This window comes from Acetobacterium malicum subsp. dehalogenans DSM 11527, assembly GCF_000472665.1.
GTDB lineage: Bacteria > Bacillota > Clostridia > Eubacteriales > Eubacteriaceae > Acetobacterium > Acetobacterium malicum.
The window spans coordinates 199811-214415 of the sequence record NZ_KI421448.1 but is presented as its reverse complement, the minus strand read 5'-3'; the positions used below and the strand labels follow the sequence as shown (position 1 = coordinate 214415).

General features: G+C 43.6%; 16 protein-coding genes and 3 tRNA genes. 18 read left to right on the top strand and 1 reads right to left on the bottom strand.

Annotated features, from left to right (window positions below):
- Window positions 1-4 precede the first annotated feature (4 nt).
- The 11 genes from A3KS_RS0118205 (at window position 5) to A3KS_RS0118155 (ending at window position 8902) form a co-directional block, all read left to right on the top strand.
- Complete coding sequence (locus A3KS_RS0118205; RefSeq protein WP_026396106.1) at window positions 5-349, top strand: histidine triad nucleotide-binding protein; 345 nt, start codon at window positions 5-7, stop codon at window positions 347-349.
- 106 nt (window positions 350-455) lie between these two features.
- Window positions 456-638 carry a 30S ribosomal protein S21 gene (gene rpsU / locus A3KS_RS0118200; RefSeq protein WP_013379247.1) on the top strand — a complete coding sequence of 61 codons (183 nt, stop codon included), beginning with the start codon at window positions 456-458 and terminating at the stop codon, window positions 636-638.
- An 11-nt stretch (window positions 639-649) separates the two neighbouring features.
- A complete protein-coding gene (locus A3KS_RS0118195) occupies window positions 650-1093 on the top strand; it encodes a GatB/YqeY domain-containing protein (RefSeq protein WP_026396105.1) in 444 nt (147 codons plus the stop codon).
- A gap of 391 nt (window positions 1094-1484) precedes the next feature.
- A complete protein-coding gene (locus A3KS_RS0118190; RefSeq protein WP_026396104.1) occupies window positions 1485-3875 on the top strand; it encodes a cation-translocating P-type ATPase in 2391 nt (796 codons plus the stop codon).
- Between the two features lie 187 nt (window positions 3876-4062).
- Window positions 4063-4139: transfer RNA gene (locus tag A3KS_RS0118185), tRNA-Pro, on the top strand.
- A 20-nt stretch (window positions 4140-4159) separates the two neighbouring features.
- Window positions 4160-4236 (top strand) — tRNA-Ile (locus A3KS_RS0118180).
- A gap of 35 nt (window positions 4237-4271) precedes the next feature.
- Window positions 4272-4347: transfer RNA gene (locus tag A3KS_RS0118175), tRNA-Phe, on the top strand.
- A gap of 183 nt (window positions 4348-4530) precedes the next feature.
- Window positions 4531-5838, top strand: coding sequence for an amidase domain-containing protein (locus A3KS_RS22950; protein ID WP_084505075.1), 1308 nt, complete (start codon window positions 4531-4533; stop codon window positions 5836-5838).
- 153 nt (window positions 5839-5991) lie between these two features.
- Entirely contained in the window at window positions 5992-7338 is a 1347-nt protein-coding gene (locus tag A3KS_RS23960; protein ID WP_026396103.1) for a M23 family metallopeptidase, read from the top strand.
- Window positions 7339-7508: 170 nt separating this feature from the next.
- Complete coding sequence (locus tag A3KS_RS0118160; RefSeq protein ID WP_026396102.1) at window positions 7509-8072, top strand: hypothetical protein; 564 nt, start codon at window positions 7509-7511, stop codon at window positions 8070-8072.
- A 137-nt stretch (window positions 8073-8209) separates the two neighbouring features.
- Window positions 8210-8902: a regulatory protein RecX gene (locus A3KS_RS0118155; RefSeq protein ID WP_026396101.1), complete on the top strand. Its 693-nt coding sequence runs from the start codon at window positions 8210-8212 to the stop codon at window positions 8900-8902.
- Between the two features lie 44 nt (window positions 8903-8946).
- On the opposite strand, the gene A3KS_RS0118150 is transcribed toward A3KS_RS0118155, so the two are convergent.
- Window positions 8947-9798, bottom strand: a complete 852-nt coding sequence (locus tag A3KS_RS0118150; RefSeq protein WP_035356730.1) for a pyridoxamine kinase — start codon at window positions 9796-9798, stop codon at window positions 8947-8949.
- A gap of 100 nt (window positions 9799-9898) precedes the next feature.
- On the opposite strand from A3KS_RS0118150, the gene pdxR reads away from it, so the two are divergent.
- The 7 genes from pdxR to A3KS_RS0118115 all read left to right on the top strand — a co-directional run bounded on the left by pdxR (window position 9899) and on the right by A3KS_RS0118115 (window position 14597).
- Window positions 9899-11293 carry a MocR-like pyridoxine biosynthesis transcription factor PdxR gene (gene pdxR, locus A3KS_RS0118145; RefSeq protein ID WP_026396099.1) on the top strand — a complete coding sequence of 465 codons (1395 nt, stop codon included), beginning with the start codon at window positions 9899-9901 and terminating at the stop codon, window positions 11291-11293.
- Window positions 11294-11402: 109 nt separating this feature from the next.
- Window positions 11403-11786: a competence type IV pilus major pilin ComGC gene (locus A3KS_RS21960; protein ID WP_051355990.1), complete on the top strand. Its 384-nt coding sequence runs from the start codon at window positions 11403-11405 to the stop codon at window positions 11784-11786.
- Between the two features lie 16 nt (window positions 11787-11802).
- Window positions 11803-12303 (top strand): prepilin-type N-terminal cleavage/methylation domain-containing protein, encoded by a 501-nt coding sequence (locus A3KS_RS21955; RefSeq protein ID WP_035356728.1) that lies wholly within the window; start codon window positions 11803-11805, stop codon window positions 12301-12303.
- Complete coding sequence (locus A3KS_RS0118130) at window positions 12293-12703, top strand: prepilin-type N-terminal cleavage/methylation domain-containing protein (RefSeq protein WP_026396098.1); 411 nt, start codon at window positions 12293-12295, stop codon at window positions 12701-12703. Before A3KS_RS21955 ends, A3KS_RS0118130 begins: the two co-directional genes overlap by 11 nt.
- Window positions 12696-13199 carry a prepilin-type N-terminal cleavage/methylation domain-containing protein gene (locus A3KS_RS0118125; RefSeq protein WP_026396097.1) on the top strand — a complete coding sequence of 168 codons (504 nt, stop codon included), beginning with the start codon at window positions 12696-12698 and terminating at the stop codon, window positions 13197-13199. The genes A3KS_RS0118130 and A3KS_RS0118125 overlap by 8 nt, the downstream gene beginning before the upstream one ends.
- Window positions 13196-13624, top strand: coding sequence for a hypothetical protein (locus A3KS_RS0118120; RefSeq protein ID WP_026396096.1), 429 nt, complete (start codon window positions 13196-13198; stop codon window positions 13622-13624). Before A3KS_RS0118125 ends, A3KS_RS0118120 begins: the two co-directional genes overlap by 4 nt.
- Window positions 13625-13628: 4 nt before the next feature.
- On the top strand, window positions 13629-14597 hold the full coding sequence (locus A3KS_RS0118115) for a type IV pilus biogenesis protein PilM (RefSeq protein WP_026396095.1): 969 nt from the start codon (window positions 13629-13631) through the stop codon (window positions 14595-14597).
- Window positions 14598-14605 lie beyond the last annotated feature (8 nt).

Sequence of the window (14605 nt, the reverse complement as noted above, 5' to 3'; positions counted from 1 at the left end):
AGATATGTCCCAAGACTGTATTTTTTGTAAGATCGTCAATAAGGAAATTCCCGCCGATGTGGTTTATGAAGATGATCTGATCATCGCCTTTAACGATATTGCCCCCCAGGCCCCGATTCATGTGATTATTATTCCCAAAGAACATTTTGATTCAATTCTATCCGTTCCGGCAGGAAATGATATTATCTGTCATCTCCATACGGTAGCCAATCGGATTGCCTTGAAAACGGGGATTGCCGCAACCGGTTTTCGGCTGGTGAATAATTGCGGCAAGGACGGAAATCAAACCGTACCCCATCTGCACTATCATTTATTAGGTGGCCGACCATTATTATGGCCTCCCGGTTGAAAAATAATTGACAGCGCAAGAAATAATGCGTATAATATAGTTTGACTCATACCATGTTGATTAACAGTACCGGAAATTAGCAACGGATTAGAGGGGGGGGTTGAAAATGTCTGAAGTAAAAATCAAAGAAAATGAAACACTCGAAAGTGCATTGCGACGTTTTAAAAGAAAAACAGCAATGGCTGGGGTTATGTCTGAAATTCGCAAAAGAGAGCATTATGAAAAGCCAAGCGTAAAGCGAAAAAGAAAATCAGAAGCAGCTAGAAAAAGAAAGATGAAAAAAAGATAGGATGTGACCAATTGGCATTAAAGGATCAATTACAGGCTGACTTAAAAACAGCAATGAAGGACAAGGATAAGGTTAAGAAATCTACCATTACCATGATTCGAGCGGCTATTTTACAAGTCGAAAAGGATCAGAAAGTGGAATTGGAAGATGACCAGATTCTGGAAATTATTGCAAAACAGCTCAAACAACGTCGGGATGGCCTGGCTGAGTTTGAGAAAGCTCAAAGAGACGATTTAATCCAGCAGGCTCGCGAAGAAATAACCATCATCGAGAGCTACCTTCCTACACAATTAACGGTTGATGAAATCAAAGTAATTGTGGCTGAAACAATTCAAGAAACCGGCGCAGTTGACGCAAAAGACATGGGAAAAATTATGAGTGCCCTGATGCCGAAGATTAAAGGTCGGGCTGACGGAAAGCTTGTTAATCAAGTGGTCAGAGAAAGTCTGGCATAGCAAAAAATATTAATACTACACATATGAAGAGGTTTGCCCCTGGGGCAGGCTTCTTTTTTTGTCTGAAAACCGAGGTTTGATTCCGTACCACCGTACCGACCAATTGTTAATCTGTTGTTCGCTGCGCCATGCGAAATCCGCTTTGCTCCTTTCGCATTGGTCGCGGGCAGTCGCCAACTACAAGCAAGCTTGTGAATGGCTCGTTGCCTGCGCGCAGAATCGGACAGGCTACGCCGTGTCCGCTCCGATGCGTACATCATGATGTAACAATTGTCGGTACTACGTTTGCTGTATATTTCACGATCGGTATTCCAGGACATGGGTCGCTACAAGGTATTTTAAGATTGTGGTGATATAATCGCACCAGTGAATAAATTACCGGGAGGAATCAATGGAAAATAATATCAACCTAGAAATTGGACTTACTCAAGCCCAGGTTGAAGAAAGGGTAGCGGCCGGAAAGGTTAATATCCAACCCCAATCCAAAACAAAAACCATTGGCAGAATTATCAAAGATAATAGTTTAACCTTATTTAATATGCTTAACATCATTCTGGCGTTGATGGTTATTTTTGTTCAATCATTTCAAAATCTTCTGTTTATTAACATTGTTATCATTAATACTTTTATTGGCATCGTTCAGGAAATTAAGGCCAAAAAAACCATTGATAAGCTCTCACTGATCTCGCAACCCCATGTTACCGTATTACGGGACGGCAACCCTCAGGAAATCATTTTTGAAAAAATAGTTATGGATGATATTTTGGTTTTGAAAGCCGGCAAACAGATCCCTTCGGATTCTCGGGTGGTAAAAGGGGAATTGGAAGTCAATGAATCGCTGCTTACTGGTGAGTCGGATTCGATTATGAAATATATTGGGGACACCCTTCTTTCCGGCAGTTTCGTGGTATCTGGGCAGGCCACGGTTCAAGTGACTCAGGTGGGTCTGGAAAATTATGCCTCGAAACTGGTTGAAGCCGTTAAGGTCGCCAAAAAACCAAATTCAGAAATTATGAATGCCCTGGCTTTTATCATGAAAAGCATCAGCATCGTGATTGTTCCCCTCGGTCTGCTGCTGCTTTACAAACAACTGATTGTCCAGGGGCTGCCGCTTCAGGCGGGCGTTACCCAAACGGTGGCGGCTCTGATCGGGATGATCCCAGAGGGGTTAGTGCTCTTAACCAGCGTGGCGCTGGCCGTTGGCGTAATCCGCCTGGGACAACATCAGACCCTGGTTCAGGAGCTATATTGCATCGAAACCCTGGCTCGGGTGGATATGCTCTGTCTGGATAAAACCGGAACCATCACCGAAGGCAATATGGAAGTTCTATCAATGGAAACCATTTGTCATGACAAAAATCCCGTTCAGGCGATCCGGGCTTTGATTGCCAATCTAAAAGATGATAATGCCACCTTTCGGGCTCTCAGTGAAAGCTGTAAGGGCGAAGCGCCCAAATGGCAATGTGATCGGGTGATTCCTTTTTCGTCAGAGCGGAAGTGGAGCGGCGCTTTTTTTGGGGAGCAGGGAACCTACATAATCGGGGCACCGGAATTTATTTTAAAAGATCGCTACGACGAAATTCAAGAAAAAGTTGAACGGTATGCCAGCGAAGGCAACCGGGTTTTAATGTTGGGTTTTGCCCCGGAACCATTTAAAGAAGATGGCAGTCTGCCAGACAATATCAGCACCATGGCATTGCTGCCAATGGGGGATAAAATTCGCCAGGAAGCTAAAAAAACCCTGGAGTTTTTCAGGAACCAGGGGGTCGAGATCAAAGTTATTTCCGGTGATAATCCAGTTACGGTATCCCAAGTCGCTCACCGGGCAGGGTTGCTGGATTGGGACAATTTTGTCGACGCTTCCACTCTCACTGATGATGAGGATGTTTGCAATGCCGCCCAGGCATATTCGGTTTTTGGCCGGGTAACTCCGGGACAGAAACGTCTTTTGATTGAATCCCTTAAAAGTCAGGGGCATACCGTGGCCATGACCGGAGATGGGGTCAATGATGTTCTGGCCTTACGTGAAGCTGACTGCAGTATCGCCATGGCCGAAGGCAGCGACGCGGTGCGTCAGGTATCCCAGCTGGTCTTGCTTGATTCCAACTTTGCCAGTTTTACTCGGGTTCTGATGGAAGGGCGCCGGGTCATTAATAATATTACCCGGGCAGCATCACTGTTTTTGGTGAAAACTATGTTTTCGCTGATGCTGGCTATTATCGTAATTATTGCCAATGAGGCCTATCCCTTTGTACCAATTCAACTGACCTTGATCAGTGCGCTGACCATTGGTGCGCCTTCTGTTTTTCTGGCTTTGGAACCCAATAAGAACCGGATCACGGGAAATTTCCTGGAAAAGGTTCTGAAAAAATCGCTGCCAGGCGCGTTAACAGTAGTCTTCAATGTCGTTATGATCATGATCGTCGGTGCTTATCTGCCCCTGGATCATCAGCAGATTTCGACTCTGGCGGTGATTTCCACCGGTTTGATTGGCTTAGTTATTCTTTTTCGGGTGTGCCAGCCACTGGATAATAAACGCTGGGCACTATTCTTTGCAATGACCGTTTCGTTCTTATGTTGTGTGTTATTCCTGGAAGATTTATTTTTCCTGACACCGATCCAGGATTTTTTGCCTGCAATGTTTATTGTTCTGGGAATTACCATCCTGGATATATATCCCCTGCTTAGAATTTTCAGTGGGACGGTTAATCTGGCCGAGGGTCTTCTGAACCGCCGGGAAAAAGAAAAAAATACTGCTAAAGCTACCGTTCTGGAAAAATAGCGGGATTTTAACTTTTTTCACAAAAGAATCAAATTTTTGATTCTTTTGTGAAAAAAAGACTTGCATTAGAGTATTTGATCGTGCTATAATAAGCAAGTCGTCAAAGATAAACAGTGTCTGAAAGAAAAAAAGATAAAATGTCCTTGACAACGAGTAGAAAAACATTTATAATAGTCAAGTATTGTATCGAGGTGTAGCGCAGTTTGGTAGCGCACATGGTTTGGGACCATGGGGCCGGAGGTTCGAATCCTCTCACCTCGACCATTTTTTTTAAAATTACTTGGGGGCCTTTAGCTCAGTTGGTTAGAGCAACCGGCTCATAACCGGTAGGTCCGGGGTTCGAGCCCCTGAAGGCCCACCATATTTTTTTGCTTTTAATTAAAAAAAATTATATATGCCCAAATAGCTCAGTCGGTAGAGCAGAGGACTGAAAATCCTCGTGTCGGTGGTTCGATTCCGCCTTTGGGCACCACCACTTAAAAGATGACAGCGAAAGCTGTTTTTTTTTATTTTTTGAATTTTTGTCGGAGTTTAAGGGTTCGGTGGTAAATTACCAATAAGATAATTATTTTTAGTTCTAAATCTTCATGGTTTGTTCACAAAAAATACACATTGTGAATATATAATTGTTACAAATGCTGAAGAGGTGCGAAAAATGATAAGAAGAAAGAAAGCCATCAGGCACAAACGAAGAAGAACAATGGTTGGCCTGGTGCTGATGACCCTAATGGCAATGGGAGTTGTTTGTGTGGGTGTAACGGCAAATTCATATGCTATCGCCACCAGTACCGGGAGCATTTTTGACGCTAAACCTGAGAGCGGTAATGTAAAAACGAGTAGTGTCATAAAACTTCGGGATAGTGATGAAAACTTGGATGATGCCATGCTTGAACCGATCAATGAATATTTTGAATCCTATTTTCAGGCCATGGCCAATTTGGAAACGGTCGATATCACCGGGTTATTTGCGGATCCCTCCAGCGAAAATGCCTGGATTAACCAAAGTGCTATGGATTATCTGATCCAATTGCGGCAAAACCAGACAAACGATCTACAGATGACTGACTATCAATGTGGTTTGACCGTGACAAGTGTTGATGCGGAGTCTGATGAGGTTGAAGTGGTGTTGCTGGAAGATCATACGGTCAATTTTGCGTTTATTCCTGATGTCGATTCGTCCAGTGCCGGGATTGCCCATACCTTTTATCTGACCGAAACAGCCAATGGCTATGTGATAACTGAGCATTATAAAGAAGAAGATAGCTTTCTGATGCTAGAAGAAGCCATTGCTGACAGCTATGACGATCCCCAGGATGTGGCTGACGAATTGCTCAGCGAGGCCCTGGCAGTTATTGAAGAATTATCCTGGGAAAAGGACGATTTCAATTCAGGTGATGGGGAAAGCTGGGTAGCCGAAACCGATAATGACTATGATGCGGAGGCGGCGGTGGACTATGCGATGTCCTGGGTAGATCCGACTGAAGTCGTTCGAAATGATGACTATGGTATTTATGATAGCTACGGTGGCAATTGCAATAACTACATCTCTCAGTGCCTCTGGGCCGGAGGAATCCCCATGGATAGTGATGGTGACAACAATTCCCAATGGAAATGGTACGGCGAAGAAGTCGATCTGGACGAATCAGACTCGGGTCGGAGCCCAGCCTGGACAGGGGTGGCGGAGTTTTACAGTTATGCCAGTGAAAATGACGGTTATGGACTGGCAGCGGTTGTTGATGACAATATCTTTTCCGGCTCAATTGGCGATGTTTTGCAATATGGCCATAATGGGGATTGGCTCCACTCGGTTATTGTTACCGATGTGATTGAAGATAGCGACGGAAACATGGCGGATTATCTGATCAATTCCAATACGACGGATCGAATTAACTACCCGGCCAGTGCCTATGGTTATTCGGAATTACGATTAATTAAAGTTTTGGGTTGGAATGACGGCGAATAGTTGAAGCAACTTTTAGTAACACTACTTTTCTTCCTGATTTATGAAATGAATACCATATGTAGATAAAAAAGCGATTAAGAATACAAACTACTTGTAAAGTATAAAACCATATGGTATCATAATTGTAAATAAAATGTAACGAGGAGGAGAGGCATGGAAAAAACTCAGAATTTTTTTGAAAAAATCCGAGCAAGATTAAAAAAGTACCGATTTAATTGGTCGACCCAACAAGTTGAACATGATGAATTCGTAGAGATTGAACATGTCAATCACGGAGAAACTTTAAACAAAGACAAAAGACGGCTATTTAAACTGCGGGGATCCGCAGTGGTGGTTTGTACTTTTTTAGTATTGGCAGGAGCAGGTGTTGTCGATGCTCAAACCCGGGCCTATGAGGTTATTTACAAAGGAACCAGCATTGGCTATGTGGACTGTTTGGGTGTATTGGAAGCGGCTGTAAGCGAAACGAATGACGGTAAAAGCGGCAGAAGAAACAGGGAAGGCAGCGATTATGAAATACGCGCGGCCCGATCAACGGATTTTCTAACAACCGAAGAAGTTACTCAGGTCATTACTGCCATACGAACCCAGGAAAAGAGTGAAGATCCTGACGTTCAGGTAGCCAGAGTTAACAATGTTGAGTCATCCGTTGCGGCTGCTCCGCAAGAGATACCAGTGGCTCAGACTGATGCCATTCAAACGGCATCGGCAGAGATCGTGGTCGAAGAAGAACCCATCGACGAGCCAGTCAGAACTACCGCCAGTGCTGCAGCGAATCAAACGGCGGAAGCCCCGGTCAATACTGTGACAGAAATCCCGGCTGCTGCTGTTGAAACGCCGGCGACTGAGGTACCGGCAGCTGAATCACCTGTAGTAGATGCTGTCATTGAGGAAGTTCAGGCGGAGGAAATTACAGACGAAACCCCAATGGTGGAAACACCGGTGATGGAAACGCCAGTGGTGGAAACCCCAGCAGAACCCCCTGTAGAACCCCCTGTAGTGGAAACCCCAGCAGAACCGGTAGCTGAAGCTCCAGTAGTTGAAGTCCCTGCAGTAGAAACCCCGGCGGAAGAACCGGCAGCGGAAACTCCGCAGGCCCAGTTTATTCTTCCGGCCAGCGGTCGCGTGGGAGAAATTCTCAGGGATTATGATGGCGGATATTACAGCAACCATTATCGGGCCGCAGCGGTTGATATCTTAAACAGCGAAGGGACCCCTATTTATGCGGCAGCATCGGGAACAGTCACGCTATCCAGCTGGTATGGTGGTTATGGCAAATGCGTAATCATTGACCATGGTAACGGTTTTTCGACTCTTTATGGACACTTTAGTTCAGTGGATGTATCGGAAGGCCAAACTGTTACCCAGGGTCAGCGGATCGGCGGCATGGGATCTACCGGATCGTCCACTGCTAATCATGTTCATTTTGAAGTGCGGGTCAATGATGAGGCCCAGCCGATCAGTAATTACTTCAACATCAGTTCCGGCGACTATCTATAGATTCTAATATGTATGTGGCTGATCGGCAAATTGTTGATACTGGGTTATATGCGCAGTCTTAGGCACCGTAAAAACGGTGCCTTTTTTTTGCAAAAAATATTGCAGAACTTATTTAGATATGGTATCATTATGTAACGAAAACGTAACGAATAATAACAAGAGGTAAATAAATGGATGAGACTGTAAAGATTGAAAGAGAAAAACGACGAATACGGCGGAAACGAAAAAGACAGCGTAGTAGTATTGTCACGATCATGATTTTGTTTATTTTGACATCAGTCGGGGTTGTCAGTGCCCAAACTCAAGGTTATGAAGTTTTTTATCATGGTGAAAGTCTTGGCTATGTCCAGACTTCCGGTGTCTTTAAATCAGCGGTTGAGCGGATTGAAAACAATCTGACGGCGTGCTACAATTACGACAATATTCATTTGGGTGATGGGTTTGAATTGATTCCGGCCCGGGTCGAAAACCCCATGGATTTTGATACCTGCGTTAATGTTTTAAACAGCAAGGGTATTGAGCTTTTTGTAAATGGTGCCGCTATTATGATGGATGGTGAAAAATTAGGGACAGTAACATCATTGGATGAGGCTCAGGGCCTGATTGATGCTTACCAGAATATTAATAGCAACAAAAATATCAGCGAGTTAAAATGTGTGGAGGTAATGGTGCCGCTATCCGAAACGAAGGACTTTGCGGCGATGCTAGCGACCCTAAAAGCACGTACAAAATAAAAAAACGATCAATCACCGGCTTCGGTTCAAGATTGAGGTTATCGATATACTACCGTACTGATGTCGTTACTGGGTAGTCATTATCAATGCCGCAGTTGTTGACTTAGGCGGGTGATTTTTTTAGGAGGAAAGAGTAGATGGCGGAAATCACCCGGGAGAAAGCGATGGATATGGCGGTAAAATATCTGTCGTTTAAGTCCCGCACCAGCAGTGAAATGGTTGAATATCTGAAAAAAAAGAATGTTGATGATAACATAATCACCGATGTGATGAAAAAGCTTGGTGAATACCGATATATTGATGACGTGGTTTATTTAAAAAACTATGTCGAAAACAATCGTCATCTCAATTACTATGGTTCCCGGCGGATGACTCAGGATTTAAAAAAACGGGGGATCAGCGATGATCTGCTGCTTTCGTTGGAAGATCTTTTTTCAAAGGAAGACGAATATCAATGCTGTCAGATGGTAGCAAAAAAGAATCTGCGGGTGTTAAAGGGACAAACTTCAGTGCAGAAGAAAAAAAAGCTGTATGATAAGTTGGGACGAATGGGTTACCCTACCGAAATGGTTCTTGAGATCATTAGAAGCCTGGTATTGGAAGACGAACCGCTGGAATTATCAGAAGATGAGCTGGTATTTGAAAAAAAGAAACTCAGCGAAAAATTTGACCGGGATTATGAAAAATATCGGCGTACCCACAGTAATAAAGGCGCAGTTGGAAAAGAGTTGGTGTTTAAGATTAAAAAGAGCCTGATGGGCCGGGGTTATTCCTATGCGTTGATTAATGAAAAGCTGGAAGCGAAGCGCGAAGAGCTGGGCGATGAATAAAAGTTTGGGTGATTAAGATGACGAAGGGGGCAGTGCCCCTTGCCCTACAATCCCAACCGCTTAATCAGGTAGGGAATGGCCCGTTCGAAACAGACCCCATAGCGTTTTTCCTGACCCAATTCCACTGTTTTTAGAATACACTCTCTGGTGTAATCGACAGCAATCTGCGTGGATTCTTTTAAATTAAAGTCGTTTAGCAGCCCGGAAAGAAGGGTGCTGCCAAAAATATCGCCGGTACCGTGGAAATAATCAGATACCCGGTCATTGAAAGCATAGTCAAAGATTCTCGTTTCGGTGTCATAGGTGGCAGCCCCCAATTGGGAGGGGTCAAATGAAATGCCGGTAACCACCACTTTTTTGGAACCCAACTGAGACAGTTTGACTAATAATTCTTCCACATAGTTTTGATCATAATCCTCGCCCACGTAGGGTTCATCCAGCAGGAAAGCGGCCTCGGTGAGGTTGGGGACGATGATATCGGCTTTGGCACAGAGCGTGGTCATACCTTTAGCCATTTCGGGGGTATAAATAGAATAGAGCTCGCCGTGATCGGCCATCACCGGATCCACTAGAGTCAGATTTTTTTCTGACTGGAAGGTGTCAAAGAGATGGGCAACCAGATCAATCTGTTCGAATGAGCCTAAGAAACCGCTATACAAAGCGTCAAATTCCAGATTAAGAGATTGCCAGTGATCAGAAATGGGGCGGATATCATCGGTCAAATCCCGATAGGTGAAATTTTCAAAACCACCAGTATGGGTTGACAGAACGGCGGTAGGCAAAACGCTGGTATCAAACCCGGCGGCTGAGATAATCGGCAGTGCGACGGTCAGGGAACATCGGCCGACACAGGAAATATCATGAATAGCGGCAACCCGCTTTTGTTTTATTTGCATTGGAATCTCCTTATTTTAAATTATCTTATTATATGTTAAAATTGAACCTATACAAAGCGTCAGTTCGTCGAAAAACTATAGGTTCAGATAAGGAGGAGCAATGCTTACAATACCGTTTAAAAATAAGGATACCTTTCTTTATGTAGAGATATATGAATTTGTTAAGCAGGAAATAACTGCTGGTAACTTGAAATATGGAGAAAAGCTGCCATCCAAACGAAGTCTGGCCAGTCATCTGGCGGTCAGTGTGAACACGGTGGATGCGGCCTATGGCCAATTGGTGGCAGAAGGTTACCTTGAGGCCATTCCCAAACGAGGCTATTTTGTTTGCCAGATCGACACTTATTTATTAAAACAAAAAGATCGAACCCCTCCCCCCATTATTAAAACAGAAAAAGCTGCAGCGATAAGCATTGATTTTTCACCAAATGCCATTGACCAGCGTATTTTTCCCTACGAAGCCTTTCGCAAAATATTCAAGTCAACCTTTAATGAATATGATAGCAGTTTATTGAATAAACCGGATATCCAGGGTGAGATGGAGCTGAGAAAGGCTCTGGTGGACTTACTGTATCGCTCCCGGGGGGTGCGCTGTACCGAAGAACAAATTATCATCGGGTCAGGTACAGATCATCTGTTGCAAATCCTGGGGCTGCTCTGGGGACGGAATAAATCAGTCGTGCTGGAGAATCCCGTTTATCTGAAGGCATATAATATTTTTGAAAAAATGGGGAACCCGGTTATTTCGGTCGACATTGATGAAAAGGGGATTCAAATTGAACCGATGCAAGCTTATTCCAATGTGGCGGTTTATGTAACGCCATCCCATCAGTTTCCGTTGGGCATGAGCATGCCCATCGATCGACGAATCCGGTTGCTGAATTTTGCCAATCAAGAAGCGGGAAACTATATAATCGAGGATGATTACGACAGCGAATTCCGCTACAATGAAAAGCCCCTGCCGTCACTCCAGAGTATTGACAACAATGGCAAGGTGATTTATATCGGTACTTTTTCTAAATCGATTGCCCCATCGTTCCGGATTAGCTATATGGTCTTACCGGAGGCATTGCTGAGGGCTTATCGGGAAACTGCTGATGCTATCAGCTCGCCGGTTTCCAGTCTGGAACAAAAAATGATTGGCGCTTTTATAGCCAGTGGGATTTTTGAAAAACATGTTAATAAAATGCGAAAGATTTATAAGGCCAAGCGCATTGTCTTAATGAATGCCTTAAAACAATGGGGCCGTCGAGTCAAAATAACCGGTGAAAATGCCGGTCATCATTTATTGGTGCAGCTTGATAATGGCCTGACCGAAGAAGCTATGTATCGCCGGGCCCTGGCACTGGGCATCCGGGTTTATCCGGTTTCACCCTACTTTATTCATGGTTTGCCCGATAATTATAAAAGCATGGTATTATTGGGCTATGGTTCATTAACGGACGAACAGATTTATACGGGAATCGGGATTTTAAAAGAAGCCTGGGATTTATGAGCGATAGCCACTGTCGATGAAGAAAAAAGAGTAAATAATCTAAATATTTACTCTTTTTTTTAATTTCCAATCGTGATAGTATCAAGTAAAAAGAGATAGGAGATTGGAAGTGGGTAGTAAAAGCAAACCAGTTGACAAACAAAAGATCGGCAGACTGATTAATGTTCGGGGCTTTACGCTGATGGAAGTGATTGTAGTGATCGCAATTTTGGGTGCCCTGGCGGCGTTGGCTATTCCACGATTCACTGGTGTTCTCGAAAATTCTCAGGAAAAAACTGATCAGGCTAATATCCGTATTGTTGAAAGTGCAGTTGAGCTGTATCAGGCCGAAAAAGGCGAACTGCCTGCCGGGATAGATACCTTTAATGAACTGGTAACTGAATTGAATCGTGTCAAGTATCTAAAAAATTCGGAATTGAAGCCGGCTAGCAAGGGGAAAATTTTCGTCTATACGCCCAGTACGGAAAAGATTACGCTAGAAGCCGGTTCATAGGGATAGACTGACTCATATGAAAACGAGTACACACATTTCGAAAATTATGGCGGTGTTGAATCGTGCGTGTTTAAAAAAGGAAACAGGGTACACCTTGCTGGAACTACTGGTAGCACTCGCCATTTTATCGCTGCTCACCCTGACCTTGCTCAGCACTGGTTTTTCGAGCCAAGATCCCTTAAGCCAGGCGGCCTATGAAGCTGAGTGTGAAGAGATTTTATATGCATTACTTCAGTATCAGAATGAATCGATTATGGATGGCTATCGGAGAGAGGTCCGCTTTCGGGATGCAGGGATACAGATTATCTGGACCATCAACGGGGTGATTCATCGCGATTATATTCCGGTCGAAACAATGACCTTTGCCGGCGATTATACGGCCGGAGATGTATTGATCTTTTACGATCATGGAACGGTTTCCCGGGCTGGGACGCTCAGTCTACAGGGGCATAATGGGATGATCAGAAAAATAATTGTTCAACTGGGAAATGGAAGGATTTACTTAAATGAACCATAGTATCAAATCTGGGCTCCGGCAGATCACAAAGTCGCGAAATGGGTATACCATTATTGAAGCGATTATTGCCATTGCGGTTTGCGGATTTGGTCTGGCGATAATTCTGGGGCTTTACGGAATGGCCATAAAAACAGAGATGGTATCCAAAAATATTTTCGAACAGTCAGTCGAGATTAATAGCATTGCCGATGAAATTAATCTCAGTTTAAAGGAGACATCAACTGAAAGCCTCGCAGAAAGAGTGACCCGGGTCTTAAATAGCAAATATCCGGACTATCGACTGGAAGAAGTAAGTAAGGACAGTTACATCAATTTGTATAAGCTTGAGATTTCACATCAGGGTCAGAACAGTTTGGATAAACGATTCCATATCAAGGTATTTTGGAGGCCGAATGAGTGAACGGGGATTTAGAAAAAATGATGGCTTTTCGCTTATTGAAGTTCTGACTTCGTTAATGGTTGTCTCATTGGTGCTTGGTTTGCTGTTATCGGGTTTGATCTATACCAATACAATCAGTCAAAAGGCTGAGACCAACCAAAAATTATTTTACACCGAGCGTTATTTGGAGCTGTATTTTCAAAAACAGGTGCTGAAATCGGAAAAAATTTATTTTAAGAATGGCCGGGTTTATCTTCAGGATCTGGAAAGCCCTGATCTTTACTATAATTATTATCTATACAGCAGTGGTTATTTAAGACGATACAAGGTTTATAAAGATGGCTTGAATCCGATCGGAAAAGGCCAGAGTAGTCAATTTGCTGATGGTATTCAATATTTCGCGATGACGTTGGGACCCCATCAGGAAATCATATTAAAATATCATCTGACCATTGATGGAACGATCTATTGCCGGGAGACAACGATTTTTCACGGGAGAACGGTGGAATTTGTATGAAAAAACTGAGCTTGAATCAAAAGGGATTTGTTCTGCCTCTGGTTCTGGTCGTCATTGCTATTCTGGCCGCAGCGGCAGGTTCTATTTTAACCTGGAGCACGGCCGAACTCGAGGCAAATATCTTAAATCAGGATTATGAGTTATGCATTCTGACGGGAAAAAATGCCATGGCTATTCTTCAGGCTGAGTTGGAAGAAGATGTCAATTATGAGGGCACAAATGGTAAGGTCTTAGATGAAAACGGGGGGTATTATGAGATCCGAGTTTATAAAACATCAGAAAAGCTGCGTTTTGTGGAAGTAGCAAGTCAATTTCGGACCTATCAAAAAGCGTTTAGTGGTGAAATAGAATTACGGTCTGAAGTGACAGGAGCGCCGTCGGGTCAGATTGTGAGGTTTAACTGGAAAATGTTGGGAGGGGTATGATCCTTTGAAAAAGAGTAAAAAGCTCTGGGTTGTCGATCTGGGTGAAGCACTGACAAAAATGGTTGTTGGGAGTATAGATGAGTCAGGAATGGTGCAAATTAAGGATTTTCGGATTGAAAAGACATTGGAACAAATCTGGTCTAACGTCGATTCGAATAAGAAACCAAAAACCAGGGGTTTTTTGCGATCGCTGTTAAGAGGACATCGCCGTAACGATGAGGTGATCCTATTAATCAACCATCAGGAAATGATGGTTGAAACATTTACCTTTCCGATGATGACGATTGCTGAGGTGGAAGATGCCATTTTTTGGCAGATGCAGCAGCTCACATCAGAAAATATGGAATATTGGCGGATCGATTTTTTGGCCCGGGAGCGTACTCAATGGCTTGAATACCTGGGCATGAATGACAAAAATCTGGATGTGTTGGGCGTGGCGGTAAGAAAAACGTTTTTGGGTTATTGCACAAGAATTTTCAGACAGAACGGCTGTGGTTTAAATGCAATTATTCCTCAATTTTATACATTTGACATACTGATCAATCAGACCGCGGATCAGCAAACGCTGATCATTGATATGGGAAAAGAAAGCACCCGATTCTTTTATTTTCAGGGGGATTCACTCAGCGAAAATCATCGGATCAGGTTGGAAAAAGATTGGGATGGGGAAGCTTATCTGCAACAGATTATTAAAACGGCCAAGCAAATATTACTGCCTCCTTTGGGCGGTGAAAAAGTCGAAGAAAATGGAAACATTTATCTAATGGGGGGAGAAAGCCTGCATCGTGGCGTGCTGGAATATCTAAAGCGATGGACGAACAAAGAAATAAAACCAACTTATTTTCTGTTGGATGAGAACGAGGATCTGATTTTTCCCAGATTGATCTCTAAAGCCGAACTTTGTTTAATTACACCCTGCGTATGTGGGTTGATAAAAAGTGCTCAGAACAGTGGGCGTGTTAAATTACTATGAAGCAGGAA